Raw genomic sequence first — 24,544 nt, forward strand, 5'->3', positions numbered from 1 at the left:
GGGTTTTCGGACAAGATAGTATCTCGGCGGGATCGCTGCCTTGCGACATCTGGCGCGGCCCTGCGATTGAATTGCTGGGCCGAAACATGCTGTGCGTCAAACCGGTCAACGGCTGGTGGCGCGATCGGGCATCGACGGAAGTCTGCAATCAACAGACGCGTTATGCTCTGATTGTCAGCCTCAAGACGCGCAATGTGGAGCTCGACATTCACACGCCGATTAGCGCTTTAGCCGCGACAGTGCGGGTTGAGGTCGAAACGGAAGTCTAGCGCAGGCAAAGCACGGTGTATCGCCGACGTCACCCCGCCTTCACGCTCGCATCGATCAGCAGCTTCGCGACCGTAAGCGCCGACTGCGCGGGGCCGTCTTCCGACTGCTGGCCGGTGACGTAGATGCCTTCGATCAGAAGCAGCAGGGCGTCGCCGAGCACGGCGGGTTGACGCGCGCCCATAGCGGCGGCCAGTTCGCGCAGGCGCTTGCGAAAGACTTTCTTGTGCGCTTCGGCGACCTGCCGTGCCGGATTCTCCTGCGACGGATACTCCACCGTGGCGTTGCTGAGGCCGCAGCCGCGATAGCCCTTGCGCACGGCGCGCGCCGACAGCTCGCCGATGTAAGCGAGCACATGATCGCGCGCATTGCTGTAGGATTTGCCGCCGGGGTGCTCGAACTTCTCCCAGAAATCCAGATCGTAGTCGCGCAAGTAGGCGGCGGCCAGGTCGTCCTTGGAGGCGAAACTGCGATAGAGGCTGGGCTTGGTGACACCGGCCCGGTCCACCACCTCGTCCACGCCAACGGCGCGGATGCCCTCGCGGTAGAACAGCTCACCCGCCGAGGCCCGAATCCTGTCGGCGGCCCGGATCGGGGCGGCCGCAGGCGTATCGACTTTTTTCTTCATTCGGCTTCCCCCGACCTTTCCACCGGCTTGACAATGTTACTTACCGGTACGTATCGTGCCGCATCGCAATACGTACCGGTAAGTAACATGCCCCCTAACCCTGTTCAATCCGCTTCCGTCTCCAAACGGCCGCTCGGCCAGAACTACGCCTTCGTGGTCGTCGCCGTGATCTTCCTGGCGCTGCTTGCTTCAGCGGGACTGCGCTCGACGCCGGGCGTGCTGATGCTGCCCCTGCAGCACGCTTTCGGCTGGGACGTCAGCGTGATCTCGTCGTCGGCCGCGATCGGCATCTTCCTCTATGGCCTCGCGGGCCCGTTCGCCGCGGCTGTGATGCAGCGCTTTGGCATCCGCCGCACGGTGCTGGGCGCGCTTGCGCTGATGTCCGCATCGACCGGCGCGAGCTATTTCATGACCGCGCCGTGGCAATTATTCCTGACCTGGGGGCTGCTCTCCGGCATCGGTTCGGGCGCGGTCGCCAACGTCCTTGGCGCCACCATCGTCAATCGCTGGTTCACCACCAATCGCGGCCTCGTCATGGGACTTTTGACCGCGAGCACCGCCACGGGCACCCTCATCTTCATGCCGGGCCTTGCGGCCCTGGTCGAATGGGGCGGCTGGAAGCCGGTGGTGCTGACAGTGGCTGCGTGCTGCGGGGCGCTGATTCCGCTGGTGTATGTTCTGGTTCCGGAGCGGCCCGCCGCGATCGGCCTGCGCTCGTTCGGCAGCACGCATGAGGATCATCCCGCGCCGCCGGCGCAGGGCAATCCGTTTGTCGCTGCGTTCAGCAACCTTGCGCGCGCTGCGAAGACGCCGACGTTCTGGTTCCTGTTCGCGACGTTCTTCATCTGCGGTTTCACGACCAACGGCCTCGTCGGCACCCATCTGATCGCGTTCTGCGGCGACCATGGCATCGTCGAAGTGCAGGCAGCGAGCCTGCTCGCACTCATGGGATTCTTCGATCTGTTCGGCACCACCCTGTCGGGCTGGCTCACGGACCGTTTCGATCCACGCAAGCTGCTGTTCTTCTACTACGGCCTGCGCGGGCTCTCGCTGATCTATCTGCCCTACTCGGATTTCTCTTTTGTCAGCCTGTCGGTTTTCGCGGTGTTCTACGGCCTCGACTGGATCGCGACGGTGCCGCCGACCGTGCGCATCGCCAACGAGGCGTTCGGCGACAGGAACGCGCCGCTGGTGTTCGGCTGGGTGGTCGCCGGCCATCAACTCGGCGCCGCCTGCGCCGCCTTCTTCGCCGGCTTCGTGCGCTCTGCGCAGGGCGATTACCTGCAGGCCTTCATGATCGCAGGCGCAACGGGCATCGTCGCAGCCGTGCTGTCGTTGATGATCGGCCGGCGGCCGGTGCAACCGGCGCTCGCCCCGGCGTGAACGCACGCGAATTTCTCAAGGTGCCCGGTTCAGATTTGGGATCAGCACCATCTGAAGTGCAGGCCAGCTCGGCGCCAATCGCGCGCCGGCTGGCCCGTCACCACTGATACTTCACCACGCCCTTGCCGGCGTAGCTGCGCATGACGTTTGAGAACTCGCCTTCGAACGTCGCCGCGGCGGACCAGCCGGTCAGCCATTTCTTTTCCGCTGAGGCCGTGACGAGCGCGGCATCAAGCGCTTGCGCTGCGCCGTTGACGACGAAGCTGGAGCCGGGCAGCGCCTGGAAGGTCGCGCCGTTCGCGCGGTCGGGATTGAAATCATGAGCCCAGGCGATGCGGCCGCGCAGGGTGGCAATACCATCGGCCGTGGCAAAGGACTTGTCGGTGCGCAGGCCGAGCTCGCTGCGGGTGTCGGTGACGCTCTTCGCGGCGTAACTCAGAGCAAAGGTGTCGGCGCCTGACGTCCTGCCAGCCATAGGCCAGCGCGCCCGTGACGTAGGCCGCGCCGGCATTGTGGCGCACGAAGGCGCCGGCCTGGAACAGATCGGAGCGGCCGCTGCCGCCGCGAGGCATGCGATTTCTCGCTACGCTTCGCAGGCGGCTGCCTTCCCGACATCGCTGAGGGCGGTCCGGTTACCCTTCGGAAGTGGCCCTCTCGATCAATCCCGCGATCGGGGCGATGAACCAGGCGCGAAGGTGCTTCGCAGTCGCCGCGTCAAAAACGAAGATTGTACGACGCATAAAAAATGGCTCTACTGAGCCTTGTTCTCCGCTTCAGAGTATCGGCGCAATATTCCTTGGTAACGGCAAGTTGCAGAGCAACAGGATTGCCTGTCTAGCAGGGCGAACGACAAAGACGTTACCGAAATCAACTCAAGAATAGCATCAAACCACTGTCTGGGCAGGGCCGACTATGAATGTTCGATCTGGTTTTCTGGAATCCATTGGCAATACGCCATTGATCAGGCTGCGCGCCGCATCGGAAATCACGGGTTGCGAGATCTACGGCAAGGCCGAATTTCTTAATCCGGGCGGCTCGATCAAGGATCGAGCCGCCCTCGCCATCATAAACGACGCCGAGCAGCGCGGCCAACTCGAGCCCGGCGGCGTCATCGTGGAAGGCACAGCCGGCAACGTGGGCATTGGCATTGCGCTCGTGGCCAATGTGCGCGGCTATCGTTCCGTGATCGTGATGCCCGACACGCAAAGTCAGGAGAAGAAGGACATGCTGCGGCTATGCGGCGCCGATCTGCGCCTGATACCTGCCGTGCCCTATTCCAATCCCGGCCACTATGCTCGCTACTCCGGTCGCCTCGCTGAGGAACTGGGCGCGTTCTGGGCAAATCAGTTCGACAACGTCGCCAACCGCGATGGCCACTATCGCACGACTGGCCCCGAAATCTGGGCGCAGACGGACGGGAAGGTTGACGGCTTCACTTGTGCCGTCGGCAGTGGCGGGACTTTGGGTGGAGTTGCGCGTGCCCTCAAGGAACGCAATCCCGGCGTGAAGATTGCCCTCAGCGATCCGATGGGCGCCGCCCTCTACAATTGGTTTACTCGGGGGGAGCTGACGGCAGTAGGCAACTCGATCACAGAGGGCATCGGTCAAGTTCGCGTGACGAAGAACCTTGAAGGCACGCCGATCGACATGGCTTACCGGATCACTGATGAGGAGGCGCTACCCGTCTTGTTCGACCTGATCGAGCACGAGGGGCTGGTGCTGGGCGGTTCAAGCGCGATCAACATCGTCGGGGCCATGCGGCTTGCACGCGATCTTGGTCCAGGCAAGACGATCGTCACCATCCTCGCGGATGGTGGCCAACGCTATCAGTCCAAGCTCTTCAATCCGGACTTTCTGCGCAAGAAGAGCCTGCCGTTGCCGCCGTGGATGAAGTGAGCCAATGTTCGCCGTCGCGGCGTGCGTGCGGATGCGAAAGAGGTTCGCATCATGGGATCGAAAAGCGCGCTCCTGCGCACGCTGGCCGCTGCCTCGGGGCAAAACGGCAGGTTGTGGAGTGCCCGGTTTTGTACCGAAGTGGCGCGCCCGGCACGATTCGAACGCTCCACCCAATTGCGGCATTCGAAGCCAAGGCCTATGCTGAAGCCCGGCAAATCACGCGGCCGCCCATCGTGCGGCGGGGGCAGCCTCACGGTGGATGGGTCGCATACCCATCCGGAGGCCACGCCATGTCCATTGCCCCCACGCTACACCGATATCTTTCTGCCGAAAACATCCAGTACGCCGAGATCCCGCACGATCTCACCATGTCGTCCACGCGCACGGCGCAAGCCTGCCACGTCTCGGGCGATCGTCTCGCCAAGGCCGTCGTGCTACGGCATGACGGCGGCTATATGCTCGCGGTCGTACCGGCATCGCACCATCTCAACCTGCCCGACCTGAAGGAGAGGCTCGGCGAGGATCTCGCGATGGCCAACGAAAGCGAGATCAACCGGCTGTTCGCGGACTGCGTGCACGGAGCCGTGCCGGCGGTCGGCCGATGCTACGGGCTCGATCTCATCGTCGATGACAGCATCCGGGCCCAGCCCGAGGTCTATATCGAAGCCGGCGATCACGAGACGCTGCTCCAACTGACGCATGCGCAGTTCGAGCGGCTGACGGCCAATGCGCCGCATGGACGCTTCAGCATGCATGACTGACGCGACACGACGGCGAGATGATCCGCTCTCGTCGCGGCGACGCGTGCTGTCGCGCCCGGTTTGTTGTATAATTACATAACGGGGGCTGCGTTCGCAACGGAGGTCCTCCATGAAAGTCAAGGACGTAATGCACAAGGGCGTCGATTGGGTCAGCCCCGACACCCCAATCACCGAAATCGCGAAGTTGATGCAAGGGCACGACATCGGCTGCATTCCGATCGGCAACGACGACCATTTGATCGGGATGGTGACCGATCGCGACATCGTCTGCAAAGGCCTTGCAAGCAAGGATTTCAACGCCGCGCGCATGACAGCGCGGGACGTGATGACCGAAGGCATCCATTGCTGCCGGGAAGACGACGATCTGGCGAAAGCCGTGCATCACATGGAGACGCTGAAAATCCGCAGGCTGCCTGTGATCAACAAGAGCAAGCGGATGGTCGGCATGATCAGCCTGGGTGATGTCGGCCAATCCGCCACCGCTGATCTGTTGACCCAATGCGTCAAGGGCGTGTCGGCCCATCATTGAGGCAAGGCCGGCTCGATGGAACGTCGATCGCTCCGTGCTCGGCAAGGGAGGACATGATGGCGTGGCGTGACGACAAGGCTCGGGCAACCCTGATCCGCGATGCGGCGGGAAGCGTTCAACCGGGCAAGAGCCCCCCGGCCTTTGCCGAGCTTCTGTTCGGCTACGCCAATGTCGAGGACCTCGGCAATTACGATGCGTCCTCGCTTGCCCTCCTCGCGGAGCAAGCGTGGGAGCATGTGCAGCGGCGCACGGCGGGCAGTGCCGATATCCGCGTCGTCAATCCGGCGATGCCAGACGGGCGCGAGATCTCCGTGCTCGAGATTCTCAACGACAACATGCCCTTCCTGTTCGATTCCACCATGGCGGAGCTCACCGAGCAGGGCATCGAAGTCACCCTCGTCGCTCACCCGATCATCGCGGTGGAGCGCGATGACCAAGGCAAGCTCCTGCGTTTCTACGGCGAAGCAGTGCCGGAAGGGGCAAGGGGCGCGCGAGAGAGCCTGATTCACCTCCACATCACCCGGCTGGATGCCGAGGCTGACCAGCAGAAGCTGATCGGCGGCCTCACCAAGACACTGACGGACGTGCGCGCCTGCGTCACCGACTGGCGAGCCATGCGCGACCGGGTCGAGCAAGCGATCAAGACGTTCACGTCCAATCCGCCGCCGCTGCCGATCGACGAGGTCGCCGAAGCCAACCAGTTCCTGCAATGGCTCTGCGCGGACAATTTCACCTTTCTGGGCGTGCGCGAATATCGATTCTCGCCCCACAGCGATGCGTCGGACGACATCACGACCGGCGAAGGCCTCGGCATCCTCCGCGATCCCGATGCGAAGGTCCTGCGCCGCGGCAACGAGATGGTGGTGATGACCTCGGAAATCCGCGAGTTCATGCGCGAGCCGACCCTGCTCATCGTCATCAAGGCCAATGTCAGTAGCCGCGTCCATCGCCGCATCCGGATGGATTATATCGGGATCAAGCTCTACACGCCCGACGGCCGGCTCGAGGGCGAATTGCGCGTCGTCGGACTGTTCACCTCGGGCGCCTATACGCGCTCGGTCCGGCAAATCCCCTATGTCCGCCACAAGGTGTCGCGGGTGCTCCAGCGTGCCGGCTTCGACCCGAGCGGCCATTCGGGCAAGGCGTTCATGCATATTCTCGAAGAATATCCGCGTGACGAACTGTTCCAGGTCGACGTCGACACGCTCTACGATTTCGTCATGGAGATCCTGATCCTCTATGAGCGCCCACGCGTCCGGGCGCTGACTCGGGTCGACAAGTTCGATCGCTTCGTCTCCATCCTCGTCTTCGTTCCGCGCGACAAATACGACACCGACGTGCGCACACGCGTCGCCAACTTCCTGTCGCAGGCCTACCGGGGGACGCTGTCGGCCTCTTACGTGTCCTTCCCCGAAGGAGCATTGGCGCGCGTCCACTACATCATCGGGCGCTATGAAGGTAAGACACCCGCCGTCGAGCGCGCCACGCTGGAGGCCGGGATCAGCGCCATTGCCGCGACCTGGGCCGACAAGCTGAAGGCCGCGCTGACTGCGTCCACCGACGGCATGCGGGCGCGCATGCTCGCCAACCGCTATGCCCAGGCATTTAGCGGCGGCTATACCGAGGTTTTCAGCGCGGAGCAGGCGATCGCCGATATCGCCACCATCGAAAAGCTGACGCCCGCCCGCCCGGTAACGATTTCGGTTCACCGCGTCGAGGAGGACGATCCCAGGCGCCTCAGCCTGAAGGTCTTTTCAGACGCCGCACCGCTGTCGTTGTCCTACCGCGTGCCGGTGATCGAAAACCACGGCCTGCGCGTGGTCAACGAACGTACCTATCAGATCGTGCCCGGTAACAGGCCGGAGCCGGTCTGGCTGCACGACATGACGATCGAGACCAGCGACGGCCTGCCTATCGAGATCAACCCGGAATTCAGCCATCGCCTGGAAGCCTCGATCATGGCGGTGGTCACCGATCGTGCCGAATCCGATGGATATAACGGGCTGATCCTGCGTACCACTCTGAGCTGGCGGGAAGTCTCGACCATCCGGGCGCTGTCGCGCTATTTGCACCAGATCCGCGCTCCGTTCACCCAGGATTACATGTGGGAGACCTTGCGCAAGAACGCCGCGATCACGGCCAACCTGGTCGCGCTGTTCCAGACCCGCCTCGATCCGCGCCTCGCCCTGACGGATCGCGAGCGTTCGGCACGCGAGACGGCCCTCCTTGCCGAGATCGAGGAGCAGTTCAAATCCGTCGCCTCGCTCGATGAAGACCGCATCCTGCGCCGTTTCACCAATCTGGTGCAGTCGGCCATCCGCACCAATTTGTGGCAGGTCGGCAGGGACGGACATCCGCGTCCGGTCATCTCCTTCAAGTTCAACGCGCGCGGGATCGAGGACCTGCCCCCTCCACGCCCGCTCTACGAGATCTTCGTCTATTCACCTCGTCTCGAAGGCATTCACCTGCGCTTCGGCAAGGTTGCGCGCGGCGGCTTGCGCTGGTCCGACCGGCCTCAGGATTTCCGCACCGAGATCCTGGGCCTCGTGAAGGCGCAGCAGGTCAAGAACGCCGTGATCGTGCCGGTCGGCGCCAAAGGCGGCTTCGTGCCCAAGCGCCTGCCGCAGCCTTCCAATCGCGAGGCATGGCTGGCCGAAGGCACGGAGGTCTATCGGATCTTCGTTCGCTCGCTGCTCGAGCTCACCGACAATCTCGATGGCGACGTCGTCGTGCCGCCCGACTCGACCATGCGCCACGACGGCGACGACCCCTACCTCGTCGTCGCCGCCGACAAGGGCACCGCCACCTTCTCCGACGTTGCCAACGCGATCTCGGCCGAGAAGCACCATTGGCTCGGCGACGCCTTTGCCTCCGGCGGCAGCCAGGGCTACGACCACAAGAAGATGGGGATCACGGCACGCGGCGCCTGGGAGGCGGTCAAGCGCCACTTCCGCGAGCTCGGCACCGACATTCAGACCATGCCGTTCACCGTTGCCGGCGTCGGCGACATGTCCGGCGACGTCTTCGGCAACGGCATGCTGCTCTCACCGACGACGAAGCTCGTGGCGGCGTTCGATCATCGCGACATCTTCATCGATCCTTCTCCCGATCCGGCGATCAGCTTCGCCGAACGCAAGCGTCTGTTCGACCTGCCTCGATCGAGCTGGCAGGACTACGACAAGTCGCTGATCTCGCCAGGCGGCGGCGCATTCTCGCGCTCGCTCAAGGCGATCCCGCTCGCGCCGGAAGTGCGCACCCTGCTCGATCTCGACATGCCGCAGGCCACGCCGTTCGAGGTGATGACGGCGATCCTGAAAGCGCGCACGGACCTGCTGTGGTTTGGCGGCATCGGCACCTATATCCGCGCGTCGGCGGAAAGCGACGATCAGGCCGGCGATCGCGCCAACGATCCGATCCGCATCACCGGCGCGGACGTTCGCGCCCGGGTGATCGGCGAAGGCGCCAATCTCGGCGTCACCCAGCGCGGCCGCATCGAAGCGGCGCAGAAGGGCGTCAAGCTCAACACCGACGCCATCGACAATTCGGCCGGCGTGAACACCTCCGACGTCGAGGTCAACATCAAGATCGCGCTGGCGCGTCCCGAGCGCGAGGGACGCCTCAGCCCCGCCGATCGCAACAGCCTGCTTGCCACGATGACCGACGAGGTCGGCGCGCTGGTGCTGCGCAACAACTATCTGCAAACGCTGGCGCTCTCGCTCGCCGAACGCAAGGGTGTGGCCGAGACCGGCTTCCTTACACGCCTGATGCAGTCGCTCGAGCAGCGCAGCCTGCTCAGCCGCGCCGTGGAATTCCTGCCCGACGATGCCGCGATCGCCGAACGCACGAGGCGCGGTCAGTCCCTGACACGGCCCGAACTTGCCGTGCTGCTCGCCTACGCCAAGCTGACGCTCTACGATGATTTGCTCGTCACCAACGTGCCTGATGATCCTTACCTTGCCCGCGAACTGTCCCAGTATTTTCCGGCCGAGGTTCAGGTCAAATTCCCGACAGCGGTGGAATTCCATCGCCTGCGACGGGAGATCATCGCAACGAGTCTCGCCAATGCCGTCATCAACCGCGGCGGCCCGGCCTGTATCGTGCGCCTGATAGACGAGACGGATGCCGATATCCCCACCATCGTTATGGCTTATGTGGCGGTGGATGAAACCTACGGGCTCAAGTGGCTGAATGACGCGATCGACAGGCTCGACGCCTGCATCGACGGGCAGCTGCAGTTGTCCCTCTATGCGGCGATCCAGGACCTTCTGCTGTCCCGCATGGTCTGGTACGTGCGCAATGTCGATTTCAGGGACGGCCTCGAGACGGTGATCGCGCGTTTCGGCCCGGGTATCCGCGAGATCACAGCCTCCCTCGACACCACCCTGCCACCGGATCTGCAAGCCGTGCGCGCCAAACGTCGGCAGGACCTCACCGAGGCCGGTGTCCCGGCCGGCCTCGCCGGCGAGCTCGCCGATCTCGACGCCATGGTCGCGGCACCCGATATCGTGACGGTCGCCGAGCGCACCTCCCGCGCCATCGGCGATGCCGCCGCGACCTTCTACGCTGCGGAAGCCGATTTCCGCCTCGACCGCATCATCGCCGCCGCCCGCAGCGTACCGGCAAACGATTATTTCGAACGTCTCGCCATCGACCGCGCCGTCGACCAGATCGCAGCCGCCGAAAGACGACTGGCCGCTGACATGCTGGCAACCGGCCGGTCCGGTCAGCAAGCCGTCGAGACCTGGCTCACGGCGCACCCTGAAGCGACGCGCATCCGCCGCTCGGTCGAGGAGATTGCCGCCAGCGGCCTGACGCTCGCCAAGCTGACGGTGGCGGCGAACCTGCTGGGGGATCTGGTCAAGGGCTGATAGGCATCCGCACCCGCAAACGGAGGATGCAATGATCCACGCGACTTGCCACACCGCCGACAACGTCGTCTGTCTCGAGTTCGATGCCACACCCTGGTTCAGCGAGGCCGACGCTCCGAGCATCATCGATCTGGCCCGGCGAGAATGGACGAGTGCAGCAATTGCGGAGTCGCTCGAGCGCCGGCGAGGATACGAACGCCTGCATAACCTCATGGAATATGCGGCGAAGCGACTTCAAGAGGAGTCCCTGGAGGACCCGACCTGGGAGACTTTCGAGTGTGTCGTCGACGGGCCGGAAGCTCTGGCCTGGCTCGAGAAGAACCGGCCTGAAGTTGTGGCAAGGATGAAGCCTTGATCCGCGAGCTGCAACACCGCCATGGCAAGAATCCTGAGCCAGAGCCGGCCGGCATCAGCGCCAACGCTTATCGGTTCCGATTGAAGCGGAACCGGACCGCCCTTTTTTTCGCCGCCATCATCGTTCACGGAGCTACCAGGGCGGGGCAAACGGTGGGCAGTGTTCCCGAAGGTTCCGTGTGATCGTCCGACATCTTCTGCAGAATGAGGCTCTCGTGTCGCGCCGCGCGCTCCTGGGCGGGCTTGTGTCCGCAGGCAGCGCGCTTGCGCTTGGCGGATGCGCAGGTCTGGGCGCGGCCGGCGCGCGCTTCGACGCATCGTCCCTCTCCGTTGACCCCACACTGCTCGTCACCACCACGCGCAAGCCCGTGAACGGCGGTCGCACGAAACCCTGGTTCGGGCCGGAGCGCGCGACCGCAATGACGGTCGCGCGGGCAAAGCTGGTGGCGCCGGACGAGAGCCGTCTTTCTCTCGCCTCGGTCGGACTTGGCGATTGGCGCCTTGATCGGGTCGAGCCGGTGTCGGCCGACGTTGGTGATCTCCTTGCGCAGGCCGGCGGGGGAGGAGACGTGCTGATCTATGTGCACGGCTTCAAGCAGACATTCGAGACGGCGGCGCTCGATGCCGCCCATCTCTCCGACGGGATCAGGTTCCGCGGCCGGACCATGGTGTTCTCCTGGCCCTCCAAGGCAGGACTGTTCGACTATGCCTATGACCGCGACAGCGCGATGTGGTCCCGCGACGATTTCGAACGCGTGCTCTCGTCCAACGTGTCGACGCCCGGCGGCGGCCGCGTGCACATCGTTGCGCACAGCATGGGAACCATGCTGACGCTCGAAAGCCTGCGTCAGCTCTATGCGCGATACGGCGACACCGTTACGAGCAGGATCGGCGCGGTGGTGTTTGCCGCGCCTGATATCGACATGGACGTGTTCTCGTCGGCGATCCACCGTATCGGCCCGCTTGCCGGCAAGATCACCGTGATCGCCGCGACGAACGATCGCGCACTGGCGCTGTCGGGGCAAATCGCAGGTGGAATGACCAGGGTCGGCGCCGCCGAGAAAGCCGTCATCGAACGGCTCGGCGTACGCGTGGTCGATGCTTCCCAGGAAGGCTGGGGCATCATCAACCACGATCTGTTTCTGTCGAATGCGGAAGTGCAGCGGGTGATCCGCCGCGCGATTGACGGTACGGCCGCGTAAACCGACCGTGGCCGAGAAGAATTGAACTCTGAAGCGCTGCAGGTCCGGTTATCGTTGGATAGCCACCATGCCACGCAGTTATGGGAACCGATGTGATGGGTGCCGAGCCGCCCTTCGATGAACGACGCTGCGGATCACCGATCCAGTTCAGTTGCGGCCAGCTCCGCAATGCGCAGATCGATCGTTGCCAATGGATCATCGTCGCCGAGAAACCATGCCGCCGACAATCCGGTCCAGGCGAGAATCCAGCGCAACAGGCGCTGCCGTTCCAGCTTCGCAGCTTCGGTGACGATCTCTAAACGTCGTGCGAAACAGCCGGGCTCGGTCGCGACAGGGCGAGTCGGATCAGCCAGATCAGGGTTGGTAAAAATATTTGCGAAGTCAAAGCCGCGTTCGCCGAGCAAGCCTTTGGGATCGATTGCGAGCCAACCGCGCGCTCCGAAGTCGAGCACGTTGTCATGGTGAATATCCCCATGCAACACGACGCACTCGCCCGGCTCAGCCAGGAGCACCCGTGCTGTCTCAGCGCACCGTACAAGGATGCCCCCGTACTTTGCAGCCGCGGGCTCCAGCTCACGAAACCAGTGCGCCAGCGGGATTAGTTCAGGAAACGGCTTCGACCAGGGAGCGTGCAGTTGGGCAGCTGCGGCGCACAGAATGCGACAGGCATTGTCATCGCGTCCGTCACGGGCCATGTTGGCCAGCGAAGCTGAGCCCGTGGCTCGCTCCAGCAAGAGCGCAGTATCGTCTCGGGCGAAAACCCGTGCTGATCCTTCGCCATCCCACCATTCCATCACCGTGCCACCGCGGCGCTCGTCCTCCTCATGAGACAGCTTGAGCACCGCTGGCTGATCGCCATACAACACCGGCAGTAATCGGGCAGCCGGAGTCGTGACTGGATCACCATCGGGGACCAAGCTCCAACGAAGCAAGTAATTTTCCAACATCGGCACTTTATAACACCGCGGACCGCTGGCGCATGCGAACCGAATCGGGTGGTTATCGCAGCGACCACCTCCGCGCGCTGACCCAGTGCGTGGAAGTGCACGCGAAAGAGGTTCGCATCATGAGGTCGAAAAGCGCGCTCCTGCGCACGCTCGTCGCCGCCCCAGCGCAAAAACGGCAGGTTTTGGAGTACCCAGTTTGTACCGAAATGGCGCGCGCCGCGGCCGATGAAGATGGGCACTACTGCTTCGCTGCAGCCCTATGATGAACCATCCGGATTTGCGAAAAGCCATCCCGACTTCGCCGTGGCCGCGAGGTCATGGCCTGCTGCCCATATATATGAGCCTTCTAAGAGCCTTCGAGGAACCGATGTTTGCGAGCCCTATCCGCTTGGGCGCCGGCGCTCTTGTCATCTCCGGAATCCTATTCGTGACCTACCCGGCACTTCGCCCGTTCTCCGACGAGAGGTCGTTGCAGGGCGCCGCGGCCTTTGGGTCTGCGGCATGGCTGGCTTCGCATATGCTTGCCATGGTGGCGTTTACCTTGTTGCCGCTGGGTCTGCTCGGGCTACAACGCTCTTTACGCGGGACGTCGGCCGAACGCCTGCTCTTTCTTGCCGTCGTCCTGAGCGTGATTGGCATGGGCTTTACCCTGCCGTTCTACGGCGGAGAAGCCTTTGGCCTTCACGCGCTGGGGCAGGAAGCGCTGCGGCAGCGCTCTGACTCTCCGCTCGGCCTGGTCGAGGTTATCCGTTCCGGCCCTGGCCTTGTCATGTTCCTTGCCGGCCTGCTGCTCCTTGCCGTCTCCGCGATTGCGACCGCCATAGCGCTTTGGCGCTCCCGCCTCTATCCGAAGGCCTGCGGCGTTCCCTTCGCAGTCGGGATATCCTTGTACATTCCGCAATTCTTCGGCGCGCAGCCCCTTCGCGTTGCCCATGGACTACTGGTCGCAGCCGGCTGCGTGTGGATGGCCGCATATCTTTGGCGTCGAGAGCAGGTGGACCGGAATCGATAGAGGCTCTCAGGGGCGGCTCTGATTTCCCAGGCGCGGGAAAGTATGCCTGCGGACCGCCATATCGTGCTCCAGCGTAGAATGGCGCGCCACGGCCGATGAAGATGGGCACTATTGCTTCGCCGTGGCGCCATGATGCCTAAGCCTGCTCTCCGCTCCAACGGGCAAGAGCGCGACTGCCCGCGATTTTACACTGCGTCAGCCCGGCTAGCAGCCTCGGCGGTCGGTTTGCTCGAATAGCGCTCACGGCGCCGATCCCACGATCCAACGTCGTCCGCAGATTTTCAGCTATCGCTTCGCCTGCGCGGCGGCCGCTATTCGCCTAACGGCCTCGATCACGGTCTCCGGACGGTCCAGCTGGACATCGTGGCCGCTGCCTTGCGCGACGATCAAGCTGCCCTGCGGAGAAAGGCTGGCGAGTTGCTGCTGGAGCCGCATCAAGGTTGGCTCCCATTCCCTGAAGTAGGGCCCGTGATCGGTCGCGGCGATCACGGCGAGCGGCACATTCGGAAACGGACCGGCATTCCTGACCTGGCGGTTGCTCTCGGCAACACCCTCCTCCTCCAAATAGGCCGCCGTCCCCGGCACAAGCTTCGCACGCGTCTTCAACTCACTGGGCGCCTCGGTGCTGGAGGATTCCAGCAAGACGATGCCAGACACTTCCATCGGGTACTTTCGCGCGAACATCTGCATGTAGAGACCGCCCAGCGAGTGCCCGACAAGAATATAGGGCGGGTGGATGTCGGCCGCCGCGAGCAGCGCGTGCAGCCTGCTGGCTACCTCGTCGGCGGTAATCGCGGCGCGGGTGTCCTTCAGCTGCGAGCTCTGGCCGAGGCCGACGCGATCGTAGAGCACGACGCGCGCGAAGGCTGCGATCGGGCCGGCGACCGATTTCCAGGTCGTGGTATCATTGCCAAGGCCCGCTTCGAAGACGACCGTGGGGCCGGACTCGCCGATCGTTTCAACGTGCAGCCTGTCGCGGCCGACGGTGACGAGCGCGTCGTGGGCCGGTGCGACGACCGAAGCGAGAAGAACGAAAATGCCCACCAGCAATGGGGCAATCAGGGCCATGTGTCGCTTGCTCAAAGCCGGCTCCAAATCTGGCGAGCGCCTGGTTCGCCGAAAGTTCAGCCAATCAGGAGGTCGACACCAATATAGACGATTTCTCGAGACCAGAGCAGCCGGCTGCCTGCGTGGACAACCTCGATGCGTACCTATCGCGCCAATGTCGCGCGTAGACGCGCGACATCTGCACCACATCCATATCTTCCGAGGATTCAGCGATATCCGGGCGGCCCAAGACGGGCAAATCACACTCGATCGTACAAAATCGTAGAGTGGCGCGCCACGGCCGATGAAGATGGGCACTATTGCTTCGCCGTGGCGCTATGACGACACGGCCGCCCACGCGATCCGGCCGGATAACCAGCGACAGACTGCGATCTTACGCTACGCCTCATGGGCAGCTGTCCTCCTGATTTCGCGGCTGGTCGGGTTACCCTTCGATAGCGGCCCTTTCGACCGGTCGCGGGAACGGCGCGATGGGCCATGAGCGGAATCAGCGAACTTGCCGAAAGCGGACGCATTGTCGATTTGGGGGGGACGTGAGTCTGGCTTTGCGAAAGGGACATAGCGCCCCGGCAGTTGGTGTCACGGTTGCGCGTAGACGCATTCAATCTTGGCCGGAAGGAGGATAGCGAGATGACAGAACGAATTTCGTTGGAGGGAAAGGTCGCGGTTGTGACTGGCGCAGGTCGCGGGCTTGGGCGGGCATACGTCGAACTTCTCGCCGAGCGCGGCGCCCGGGTCGTTGTGAACGACCTGGGGACCGACGTATCGGGGTTCGGGAAGGATTCCACGATCGCGGAACAGGTGGCCGATTTCATTCGATCCCGTGGAGGCGAGGCAATCGCGAATGACAGCGATGTTTCCACCCCTGAAGGTGGCAGTGACCTGATCGCGACGACCATCGAGCATTTCGGGAGAATAGACCTCCTCGTGAATAACGCTGGTATCTGCGGAAGCCAGCTATTCGAGGACGCCACCCTTGACGATTTCGATCACTATTGGCGGGTGCACCTCGGCGGGCCGGTTAACACGGTGAAGGCTGCCTGGCCGTATATGGTCGCACAGCGCTACGGGAAGATCATCCTCACGACGTCAGTCAGCGGCCTGTTTGGAATACGTGGCCAAGCCACCTACGCTGCGGCCAAGTGCGCAGTAGTTGGATTGATGCGCATTCTTGCAATTGAAGGTGTTGAGCACGGGATTCTCGTGAACACCATTTCGCCAGCCGGGTACACGAGGATGCATCCAGCGGCGGTTGCGGATCCCGCTTGGCTGAAGCAGAGCGAAGCCACAATGCCGGTTGAGGCTGTTGCGCCAGCGATCGTCTGGCTGGCAAGCGATAGTTGTTCGGAGACGAACAGGATCTACAACGTGGAAGCTGGAGTAATCCAACGTATCGCTATCGTCATGGGACCTGGCTTCTACAATCCACATCTGACACCCGAGAGCATCGCCGAGAACCACGCAAAGGTCGAATCGATCGAGGGCTTCTTCGAGCCCGGTCCGTTCGAGCCCGGTCAGATACCCGCAACAGCGAAGTCTTGAGGAACGAGGTTACGCGGCTGCGCCACCACGACGGAGGCAGTCCGTCGAGCAATACAAAATAGTCAAGAGAGCCTGAGAGCACTCGCCAAGCGCTACGGGATCACCCAGAAGACTGTCGCGAAGTGGAAGCAGCGCGAGACTGTCGCCGATCGTTCGACAGGCTCCAAGGAAGCCAAGTCGACAGTCCTTTCCATCGAGGAGGAGGCGATCATCGTCGCTTTCCGGCGACATACGCTGCTGCCACTCGACGATTGCCTCTATGCGCTGCAGCCAACCATCCCGCATCTGACGCGGTCATCCCTGCATCGCTGCCTCCAGCGCCACGGCATCAGCCGCGCTACCTACAAACGGCGCCAGAAGCGTGAGACAGGTCCGAACACACCAAAGAGAGTCGATGAGCTGGTGTGTTCGCACTCGTCTCACGGCATCGATTACGGGCTCTTCGGCAGTCTGGCCGTCGTCATCATGCGCGGCCGCGACGTGGTCTCGGCCTGTAGCGCGCCATGCAGCCCACCTCCCCGGATGCCCGATGAACTTCGCGCCGGTAAGCAACTCGCCGAGCTCGAGACGCTCGATCACGAGCAGATCGTCGACGGCTATGCAGCGCGCTCATCTGACGAGTGAAATCATTTCACTTCCGCGGGCCCCAAGACAGCGCGAAAACGCATGATTCGGATACGTCGTTTGTCTTTGTCGCGATAGCTTTCCGTGCTTATTCTCCGGATAACAAGAAGAAATACCGCCATGATCCACGAATATCGAACCTACACGATCTTTCCGCACCTGTTCGCCCGTTACTGTGAGCTGGCCGAAAAGCAAGGAATTCCGATCCGCCGCGATGATTATGGACCCCTGGTCGGATTCTGGGCTTCCGAAGGCGGCACGCTTTGTCAGGTTCACCACATCTGGGAATATCCGGGGTTGGACTCAAGGAATGCAGAGCGTGTTCGCCTGTCCGAGAATCGCGCTTGGATGAATGAATTCATCGCGCATGCCTGGCCGACGATGCAACGGCAGGAAGTACGTTTCATGCAGCCGCGAAGTTCAATCACAAGGCCACAGGGTAGCAACATCTATGAAGTGCGAATCTATCGCTCGGTCGTGGGCCGTTTTGTCGAGATGGCAGAGGCACTAAAGTCCAGGCCTCGCGGGGATGCAGCTACCCTTGTTGGTATATATACCTCCGAAAGTCCCGAACCGAACGAGGTCGTTGAGATTGTTGCTTACAAGGATTATTCTGCGCGTCTAGCCGACGGCACGCAGTCACGCCGCCAAGTCGAATGGTTTACAAAACACGGCGCTGACTTGGTCGATATACGAGCTACTCCCCTTGTTCCACTTCCGATCTCTCCTCTGAAATAGAGGCACAGGTTCACCTCGATAGGCAGGCGAGAGCTGTCGAGAGCTGTCGAAAGCCGTCGAAGGGGGAGACGGCCGAAAGCGGCGGCACGCATCTGTGCCTTCGGATTTTTTTCCTAGCGGACCAGCAGCACTGCGATGGCGCCAGCGAAACCCAGCACCAAGATGCTGGCCGCGGCGGCGGCAACAAGGTCGATCGGTGGGGTGTGGAAGTGAAGGCGCATGGCGACCTCCCGCGCATTGGCGAATAATCAATTCGGCAATCGTCAAAACAGTTCCCTTGGGCAGATCTAGAGCAGTCCTAGCGCGTGGGCCGACTTGGATGGCGGCGGCGAATGGTTTCGGCGGTGCTTGGCCGGGGCCTCGCCGCCAGTGGGGTAAAGATGGGGGTCTGGCGGCGAGACCACGCCGCCCATTCGCGGGCCGCGCATACGTCAACTGTCGCGGCGAGACATGCGTTCCTAACAGACCATTCCCTCAACTACTTTCGGGCGCCGACCAGCTTGCGTTGAACGCCAACGATTACTCAAAGATGAGCGATGCCGGACTTCTGGCGGTGACGAAGGCTTATAACGACGAAATCAATTTCCGAACCGTAGTATGGGCTCTCGTTCCCATCATCGCGGGGTGGTTACTCGTCTACGGCCTTGTCGGGCTGGTCCGTTGGGTAAGAGCTGGATTCAGGCAAGGCTCCGCATGACTCAAAAGACGCGGCTGAGAGGCTTTCCCCTGTTCGACGGCCCGTAATCTCGGCGGGCCGTTTCGTCGCCAGTCGCGCGGATTGGCAAGCTGCGGGTTGCTAGCGACGGGGAACTTTGGGAGGCCGCGGGCAGTTGATCAGCGGTATTCCCCAAACAGCGGAGTTTCCAATGCGCGCGAAGCGTACGGAAGGGACCGCGTCTACCCGCGCCACCAAGGCATCGGTTGAACCCCTGCGGACCGGCTACGGCTTGGTGGTCGACGGTCACATCAAGGCCAGCTTCAAAGCAAGAGACACCGCCCTAGAAGCAGGCAAAAAGCTGAAGGGGCGATTTCCTCACCTTCAAGTCAAGATCTACGACGCCGAAACCAAGCTCAGCGAGGACGTTGAGATCGCCGGCCCTTGACGAGACCCACGACCTCGACGAGCCGTCCCTCCGGCGGGCCGTGCCTATCGCGGCCAAGCTCGCCCCCCGCGCGCAGAAGCCCGCCTAGGACCGCCGGACCGACCCGCGCCGACCAGCATCGCCACCGCGAACAAGGCGAGCGCGCCGACGTCACCTGCGACCGTGAATATCTCCATCGCGACCAGTTGAGCCACATTCCGTGACGGTTATGTGAAAGGCCGAGCCAGCCCGGCCCGTCCATGCGCTGGCGCGACCTCGACCGGAAGACCTATTGGTATCACCGCGCCACCGGCAAGCGGTTGCACGGCGAGCCCGGCTCCGCCGACTTCATTGCCGACTATGCCGCCGCCGAGAAGACCATGCGCGACCGGCATGCCGGCACGTTCAACAGCCTTGTTCGCTCCTACACGACGTCGGTCGAGTTCGAGCACAAGCTCGCGACCTCGACGCAGGGCGAATACAAGCGGATGCTGACGAAGGCGGAGGTCGAGTTCGGCACCCTGCCGATTGCCGCGCTCGATGATCCCCGCGTCCGCAAGGACCTATTGGACTGGCGCGAGAGGCCGGCTGCACCCCGCAGCAAATCGCGACCATCACCGGCCACAGCCTGAAAACCGTCATGCTAATTCTAGAGCGTTACCTCGCCCGGACTCGCGGCCTCGCCGAGCAGGCGATCTTCAACTTTGAGCACAGTCCGAGAACAAAGTTTGCAAACCGTCTGCAAACCAGCACCGCCAAAGCAACGGGCAGGAAAGAAAAACGCGATGCGAAACAATGACATAAATGGCGCGCCCGGAACGATTCGAACGTCCGACCCTCAGATTCGTAGTCTGATGCTCTATCCAGCTGAGCTACGGGCGCGTGTTTCGCAAACAGCGATTGCGGGCATGGCCCGCACGCATCTTCCGGGCGGAGCCGGAAGGGGTGCGAAAGAGCGCTCTGACTAACCGCTCTTGCCGGCGTTGGCAAGGTCCGCGATGGGGAGATTTTACACGGAGATGACTGTTTCCAGTGTCATTCCGGGGCGCGACGAAGTCGCGAGCCCGGAATGACGAAGGGAGAGGCTGGAGCCCCTGGAATGCCCGGGCGACGGAGCAAATATCTCCGAACTCGCAACGAAGTCGGCCTGTGGCCGACCTTTACGCCCTCGCCCGCTCGTTGCGGATCGAGAGGAGTTCCACGGGGCGGTCGGGTATGACGATGCGGAAGGTGGCGCCGATGGTGCCTTCGACGAGGTGAATGTCGCCGCCATGGGCGCGGACGAGCTCGGCGGCGATCGCGAGGCCGAGGCCGCTGCCGCCGGGGCGCCCCGAGGTCTGGAACGCCTCGAACAGGTGCTCCCGGGTCTTTCCGGGCACGCCCGGGCCGGTGTCGGAGACTTCCAGGATCGCAACTGCGCCCTCGCGCTTGCCCGTGATCCGGATCTGCTGGACGCCGCCGTCGCCGGACGAATGGGTTTCCAGCGCCTGGGCGGCATTGCGGACGAGGTTGAGCAGCACGCGGAAGAGCTGGTCGGGATCGGCATCGACCGCGAGGCCGCGCTCGATCGCGGCGACCCAGGCGATCGAGGCGTCATTGCCGAGCCCTGCGGTCTCGCGCACCTCCAGCACCACCGGCTCGATCAGGATCATGCGCCGATCGGGCGCGGCCTCCTGGGCGCGGCCGTAGGACAGCGTCGACTGGCAGAAGGCGATGGCGCGCTCGAGCGAGCGCACGAGCTTTGGCGCAAAGCGCTGCACGCGCGGATCGGGCACGCTGGCGAGCTGGTCGGACAAAAGCTGCGCAGAGGCGAGCAAATTGCGCAGATCGTGGTTGATCTTGGAGACGGCAAGGCCGAGGGCCGCGAGCCGGCTCTTCTGATGCAGCATCGACATCAGGTCGCGCTGCATGTCCGACAGCTCGCGCTCGGCGACCCCGATCTCGTCGCCGCGCTGGCTCGGCACGATAATTCGCGCCGAACTCTCGGGATTTTCGTGGAAGCCGACCAGGCTCGCGGTGAGCCGCCGCATCGGCCGCACGAACAGATAATGAAGCGCGAGATAGACGAGACCCGCGGTCAGGACCGCAATGATCAGCGCGACCACCACGACGTTGCGGGAGAAGCGGTACATCGCCTGCCGCAGCGGCTGCTCGTCGGTGACGATCTCGATGAACTGGGCATTGCCGACGCCGGGTCCGACGATGCGAATCGCCTGATTGCCGGTCTCCAGCATCATCCGGAACGACCCGGTGATCGCCTCCCAGGCCGTCATGTCGCGCAGGTCGATGTCGTGCCCGATGGCGGTTGGCAGATTGTCGCTGGCGAGCAGCCGGCGCTGCTGGCCCATCTTGATCGCGACCGCGCGCGCATTGATGCTCTTCAGGATCTGCCGCGACAGCGAATCGGGGACCATGCCGAGCGGCGCGGCGTCGAGCACGAGAGCGGCGGTATTCGCCGCGGCGACGCGGTCGTTCAGCCGGTTCACCCAGAAGTTGGCGATGGCCGGCACGTAGAGCAGGCTGGCTGCGATCATCACCAGGGGAACGGTCAGCAGCAGCAGCTTGCCGGACAGGCCGAGCCGGCGCGGCTCGCGCGGCCGCAACGCCGGCTGATCCGGCAGATCCATATCCTGGGTCGGCTGGAGGTCTGTGGCCAAGAAATTCGCCCTCGCTGCCTAGTGTGGTGAAGAATGCGGTCCGCCCGGAGCCGGGTCAAATTACGGATCGCTAATCTGCCGCGGCGGGATGTAAGCTCGGAAGCCGCGAGTCGCTACCTCAACGATTAAAAACACCGCCGAAACAGCGATATTCACCCCGCCTGTGCCTTCCTGCGGCGTTGACGAAAAGGGGGCACTCCCTTATAAGCCGCGCCGAATTGTCCGCGATGACCCGGCTTGGCCGGGAGCGGCTCTCTTGGGGCCGGAAAGGGCCCGTTTTGGGCCGCATCTTCCGGACTTTACCTTCAATTCTAGAGGCAAATTGCCCGGTCAGCGGAGAAAAACCCGTGAAGCGGACTTATCAACCCAGCAAACTGGTGCGCAAGCGCCGTCACGGCTTCCGTGCCCGTCTCGCCACCGCCGGCGGCCGCAAGGTTCTCGCCGCCCGCCGCGCCCGCGGCCGCAAGCGTCTGAGCGCCTGAGCCGGACCCTTTTGGGATATCATCATGGATCGGCTGAGGCAGCGGGCGGATTTCCTCGCCGTTGCCAATGGCGCGCGGGTGAACGCCAGCGCGTTCGTCCTGCAAAGCCGCCGCCGCGATGACAGCGGCCCGATCCGGATCGGCTTTACCGTTACCAAAAAGAACGGCACCGCCACCGAGCGCAATCGCATCCGGCGCCGGCTTCGCGAACTGGTGAAGCGGCTCGATCCGGTATCGATGCTCCCCCATCATGACTATGTGTTAGTCGGCCGCAGGGAGGCGCTCACGCGCGACTTCGCGACCATGCTCGACGACCTCCGCGCCGCGTTCCGGAAGCCCGCGCGGCAGGCGCCGAAGGGACGCGGCCCAAGAACCGACCGCCCAAGGCCCGGCCCCTCTCCTGCGACCAGCCGCAAACCGGATTGATGACGAGACCCAAGAGATGACCGACAACCGCAACACCATTCTCGCCGTCATTCTGTCCGGCCTGGTGCTGATCGCCTGGCAGTATTTCTACAACGTGCCGCAGATGGAGAAGCAGCGCGCCCAGCAGCAGGTGCAGGCCGAGCTCCAGAAGGGCACGCCGCAGCCGACGTCCTCCCCGGCGCCGGGCGCCACGCCGCAGTCCGGCAGCGCGCCAGCGCCCTCCACCACGCCGGCCGCGAACCAGCAAGCCCAGCCGGTCGTTGCCCGCGACACCGCAATTGCCGCGACCCCGCGCGTGAAGATCGACACGCCGCGGCTTGCCGGCAGCATCTCGCTGAAGGGCGGCCGCATCGACGACCTTGCGCTGGTTCAGTACCGCGAAACAGTCAATCCGAACTCGCCGCCGATCATCCTCTATTCGCCCTCGGGCTCGGCGGAGCCTTATTACGCCGAGTTCGGTTGGGTGCCGGCGACGGGCGTGACGGCCAAGCTGCCGGACTCCCAGACCGTCTGGCAGCAGGACGGCAGCGGGAGCCTGACGCCGTCGACGCCGGTGGTGCTGAAATGGGACAATGGCGAAGGCCTCAGCTTCCGCCGCACCATCGCGGTCGACGACCACTATCTCTTCACGGTCAAGGATGAGGTGAGCAATGTCGGCAACGCGCCGGTCACGCTCTACCCGTTCGCGCTGATCTCGCGCCACGGCACGCCGCAGGTCTCGGGCTACTACATCCTGCATGAAGGCCTGATCGGCTATCTCGGCGATCACGGCTTGCAGGAATATGCCTACAAGAAGATCGACGAAGCCAAGCAGGTGAACTTCAAGGCCACCAACGGCTGGCTCGGCATCACCGACAAATACTGGGCCTCGGCGCTGCTGCCCGACACCAGTGCCCAGCTGCAGGCGCGGTTCTCGTCGAACCTCTCCGGCAATGTGCATACCTACCAGACCGACTACCTGCTCGATCCCGTCACCGTTGCGATCGGCGGCTCCGCGACGGCGAACGCGCGGTTGTTCGCCGGTGCCAAGGAAGCCGGCGTTGTCGGTGTCTTTCCGTTTGCGGGCCTCGGCGGCTACAACAAGGAGCTCGGCCTCAACCACTTCGATCTCTTGATCGACTGGGGCTGGTTCTACTTCATCACCAAGCCGATGTTCCTCGGCCTCGACTTCTTCTACCGCTTCTTCGGCAATTTCGGCATCTCGATCCTGCTCGTGACCGTGATCGTGAAGCTCTTGTTCTTCCCGCTGGCGAACAAGTCCTACGCCTCGATGGCGAAGATGAAGTCGATCCAGCCGCAGCTTCAGGCGCTGAAAGAGCGCTTTCCCGACGACAAGGTGAAGCAGCAGCAGGAGATGATGGAGATCTACCGCAAGGAGAAGATCAATCCGGTCGCCGGCTGTCTTCCCGTGGTGATCCAGATCCCGGTGTTCTTCTCGCTCTACAAGGTGCTGTTCGTCACCATCGAGATGCGGCACGCGCCGTTCTACGGCTGGATCAAGGACCTCTCGGCGCCCGATCCGACCAACCTCTTCACCCTGTTCGGGCTGATCCCGTTCGATCCGACCACGATCCCGGTGTTCGGCCACTATCTCGCGCTCGGCATCTGGCCGATCATCATGGGCATCACGATGTGGTTCCAGATGAAGCTGAACCCGACGCCGCCGGATCCGACGCAGCAGATCATCTTCAACTGGATGCCGCTGATCTTCACCTTCATGCTGGCGGGCTTCCCGGCAGGCCTTGTGATCTACTGGGCCTGGAACAACACGCTCTCGGTGATCCAGCAGAGCTTCATCATGCGCCGCAACGGCGTGAAGGTGGAGTTGTTCGACAATCTCAAGGCGACGTTCGCGAGGAAGGCGACGTAACCGCAGTGCCACAAGCTCGTCATTCCGGGATGGTGCGAAGCACCAGACCCGGAATCTCGAGATTCCGGGTTCGATGCTTCGCATCGCCCCGGAATGACGGCGAAACAAAGAGCTTCGCATGAATGACGACAAGGATGCGAAGCTGATCGAAGCCGGGCGAAAGCTGTTCGCCCGCGACTGGCAGTTCATCTGGGCCTCGCCCTCGATT

23 protein-coding genes, 1 tRNA gene and 3 pseudogenes are annotated in these 24,544 nt (G+C 63.1%); 21 read left to right on the forward strand and 6 right to left on the reverse strand.

The features are described 5' to 3' along the window. Window positions 1-269, forward strand: a 269-nt coding sequence (locus AYJ54_RS51235; protein WP_201724162.1) for a hypothetical protein, incomplete at its 5' end; no start/stop codon positions are given. Window positions 270-298: 29 nt separating this feature from the next. Here AYJ54_RS51235 and AYJ54_RS09930 read toward each other — a convergent pair. Further along, a complete protein-coding gene (locus AYJ54_RS09930; protein ID WP_063698748.1) occupies window positions 299-895 on the reverse strand; it encodes a TetR/AcrR family transcriptional regulator in 597 nt (198 codons plus the stop codon). Window positions 896-982: 87 nt separating this feature from the next. Between AYJ54_RS09930 and AYJ54_RS09935 the strand changes: the two genes are divergently transcribed. Beyond that, entirely contained in the window at window positions 983-2,278 is a 1,296-nt protein-coding gene (locus AYJ54_RS09935; RefSeq protein WP_063698749.1) for an MFS transporter, read from the forward strand. A 97-nt stretch (window positions 2,279-2,375) separates the two neighbouring features. Here AYJ54_RS09935 and AYJ54_RS09940 read toward each other — a convergent pair. Continuing rightward, window positions 2,376-2,838: pseudogene (locus AYJ54_RS09940) on the reverse strand (autotransporter outer membrane beta-barrel domain-containing protein); the annotation flags it as partial. A gap of 352 nt (window positions 2,839-3,190) precedes the next feature. Here AYJ54_RS09940 and AYJ54_RS09945 point away from each other — a divergent pair. From AYJ54_RS09945 to AYJ54_RS09970, 7 genes are all read left to right on the forward strand, one after another. After that, window positions 3,191-4,174 (forward strand): cysteine synthase A, encoded by a 984-nt coding sequence (locus AYJ54_RS09945; RefSeq protein WP_063698751.1) that lies wholly within the window; start codon window positions 3,191-3,193, stop codon window positions 4,172-4,174. A gap of 290 nt (window positions 4,175-4,464) precedes the next feature. Beyond that, window positions 4,465-4,935 carry an aminoacyl-tRNA deacylase gene (locus AYJ54_RS09950; protein ID WP_063698752.1) on the forward strand — a complete coding sequence of 157 codons (471 nt, stop codon included), beginning with the start codon at window positions 4,465-4,467 and terminating at the stop codon, window positions 4,933-4,935. Between the two features lie 109 nt (window positions 4,936-5,044). Further along, window positions 5,045-5,464, forward strand: a complete 420-nt coding sequence (locus tag AYJ54_RS09955) for a CBS domain-containing protein (protein WP_063698753.1) — start codon at window positions 5,045-5,047, stop codon at window positions 5,462-5,464. Window positions 5,465-5,520: 56 nt separating this feature from the next. Beyond that, window positions 5,521-10,332 (forward strand): NAD-glutamate dehydrogenase, encoded by a 4,812-nt coding sequence (locus tag AYJ54_RS09960; protein WP_063698826.1) that lies wholly within the window; start codon window positions 5,521-5,523, stop codon window positions 10,330-10,332. Window positions 10,333-10,363: 31 nt separating this feature from the next. Further along, window positions 10,364-10,687: a hypothetical protein gene (locus AYJ54_RS09965; RefSeq protein WP_063698754.1), complete on the forward strand. Its 324-nt coding sequence runs from the start codon at window positions 10,364-10,366 to the stop codon at window positions 10,685-10,687. Further along, a complete protein-coding gene (locus AYJ54_RS49135) occupies window positions 10,684-10,869 on the forward strand; it encodes a hypothetical protein (RefSeq protein WP_136623585.1) in 186 nt (61 codons plus the stop codon). The genes AYJ54_RS09965 and AYJ54_RS49135 overlap by 4 nt, the downstream gene beginning before the upstream one ends. Further along, window positions 10,866-11,888, forward strand: coding sequence for an alpha/beta hydrolase (locus tag AYJ54_RS09970; RefSeq protein ID WP_136623586.1), 1,023 nt, complete (start codon window positions 10,866-10,868; stop codon window positions 11,886-11,888). The genes AYJ54_RS49135 and AYJ54_RS09970 overlap by 4 nt, the downstream gene beginning before the upstream one ends. A 134-nt stretch (window positions 11,889-12,022) precedes the next feature. On the opposite strand, the gene AYJ54_RS09975 is transcribed toward AYJ54_RS09970, so the two are convergent. Beyond that, a complete protein-coding gene (locus AYJ54_RS09975) occupies window positions 12,023-12,835 on the reverse strand; it encodes an aminoglycoside phosphotransferase family protein (RefSeq protein WP_063698755.1) in 813 nt (270 codons plus the stop codon). Between the two features lie 32 nt (window positions 12,836-12,867). On the opposite strand from AYJ54_RS09975, the gene AYJ54_RS09980 reads away from it, so the two are divergent. Continuing rightward, the gene (locus tag AYJ54_RS09980) at window positions 12,868-13,098 is read left to right on the forward strand and encodes a hypothetical protein (RefSeq protein WP_063698756.1); all 231 of its coding nucleotides are present in this window, start codon (window positions 12,868-12,870) and stop codon (window positions 13,096-13,098) included. Continuing rightward, complete coding sequence (locus tag AYJ54_RS09985) at window positions 13,098-13,847, forward strand: hypothetical protein (protein ID WP_136623587.1); 750 nt, start codon at window positions 13,098-13,100, stop codon at window positions 13,845-13,847. The genes AYJ54_RS09980 and AYJ54_RS09985 overlap by 1 nt, the downstream gene beginning before the upstream one ends. Before the next feature lie 285 nt (window positions 13,848-14,132). On the opposite strand, the gene AYJ54_RS09990 is transcribed toward AYJ54_RS09985, so the two are convergent. Further along, window positions 14,133-14,915 (reverse strand): alpha/beta fold hydrolase, encoded by a 783-nt coding sequence (locus AYJ54_RS09990; RefSeq protein ID WP_063698757.1) that lies wholly within the window; start codon window positions 14,913-14,915, stop codon window positions 14,133-14,135. A 630-nt stretch (window positions 14,916-15,545) separates the two neighbouring features. Between AYJ54_RS09990 and AYJ54_RS09995 the strand changes: the two genes are divergently transcribed. The 6 genes and pseudogenes from AYJ54_RS09995 (at window position 15,546) to AYJ54_RS10020 (ending at window position 19,533) form a co-directional block, all read left to right on the forward strand. After that, a complete protein-coding gene (locus tag AYJ54_RS09995; protein ID WP_063698758.1) occupies window positions 15,546-16,457 on the forward strand; it encodes an SDR family NAD(P)-dependent oxidoreductase in 912 nt (303 codons plus the stop codon). 51 nt (window positions 16,458-16,508) lie between these two features. Next, a pseudogene (locus AYJ54_RS46980) lies at window positions 16,509-16,793 on the forward strand (IS481 family transposase); the annotation flags it as partial. Between the two features lie 66 nt (window positions 16,794-16,859). Then, entirely contained in the window at window positions 16,860-17,081 is a 222-nt protein-coding gene (locus tag AYJ54_RS49140; RefSeq protein ID WP_136623588.1) for a hypothetical protein, read from the forward strand. A 120-nt stretch (window positions 17,082-17,201) separates the two neighbouring features. Further along, a complete protein-coding gene (locus tag AYJ54_RS10005; RefSeq protein WP_063698760.1) occupies window positions 17,202-17,819 on the forward strand; it encodes an NIPSNAP family protein in 618 nt (205 codons plus the stop codon). Window positions 17,820-18,685: 866 nt separating this feature from the next. Next, window positions 18,686-18,922 carry a hypothetical protein gene (locus AYJ54_RS10015; RefSeq protein WP_063698762.1) on the forward strand — a complete coding sequence of 79 codons (237 nt, stop codon included), beginning with the start codon at window positions 18,686-18,688 and terminating at the stop codon, window positions 18,920-18,922. Between the two features lie 239 nt (window positions 18,923-19,161). Then, on the forward strand, window positions 19,162-19,533 hold the full coding sequence (locus AYJ54_RS10020) for a hypothetical protein (RefSeq protein WP_063698763.1): 372 nt from the start codon (window positions 19,162-19,164) through the stop codon (window positions 19,531-19,533). A 173-nt stretch (window positions 19,534-19,706) separates the two neighbouring features. Here the strand turns inward: AYJ54_RS10020 and AYJ54_RS10025 are convergent. Both AYJ54_RS10025 and AYJ54_RS10030 read right to left on the reverse strand, forming a co-directional pair. Further along, window positions 19,707-19,783: transfer RNA gene (locus tag AYJ54_RS10025), tRNA-Arg, on the reverse strand. Window positions 19,784-20,061: 278 nt separating this feature from the next. Next, on the reverse strand, window positions 20,062-21,528 hold the full coding sequence (locus tag AYJ54_RS10030) for a sensor histidine kinase (protein WP_063698764.1): 1,467 nt from the start codon (window positions 21,526-21,528) through the stop codon (window positions 20,062-20,064). A gap of 377 nt (window positions 21,529-21,905) precedes the next feature. Here AYJ54_RS10030 and rpmH point away from each other — a divergent pair, with 377 nt between their 5' ends. The 4 genes and pseudogenes from rpmH to AYJ54_RS52190 all read left to right on the forward strand — a co-directional run. After that, entirely contained in the window at window positions 21,906-22,040 is a 135-nt protein-coding gene (gene rpmH / locus AYJ54_RS10035; RefSeq protein ID WP_008542748.1) for a 50S ribosomal protein L34, read from the forward strand. 24 nt (window positions 22,041-22,064) lie between these two features. Continuing rightward, on the forward strand, window positions 22,065-22,466 hold the full coding sequence (gene rnpA / locus AYJ54_RS10040) for a ribonuclease P protein component (protein WP_063698765.1): 402 nt from the start codon (window positions 22,065-22,067) through the stop codon (window positions 22,464-22,466). A 16-nt stretch (window positions 22,467-22,482) separates the two neighbouring features. Then, entirely contained in the window at window positions 22,483-24,336 is a 1,854-nt protein-coding gene (gene yidC / locus AYJ54_RS10045) for a membrane protein insertase YidC (RefSeq protein ID WP_063698766.1), read from the forward strand. 118 nt (window positions 24,337-24,454) lie between these two features. Beyond that, a pseudogene (locus AYJ54_RS52190) lies at window positions 24,455-24,544 on the forward strand (ribosome biogenesis GTP-binding protein YihA/YsxC); the annotation flags it as partial.

This window comes from Bradyrhizobium centrolobii, from assembly GCF_001641635.1.
GTDB classification, from domain to species: Bacteria; Pseudomonadota; Alphaproteobacteria; order Rhizobiales; family Xanthobacteraceae; genus Bradyrhizobium; species Bradyrhizobium centrolobii.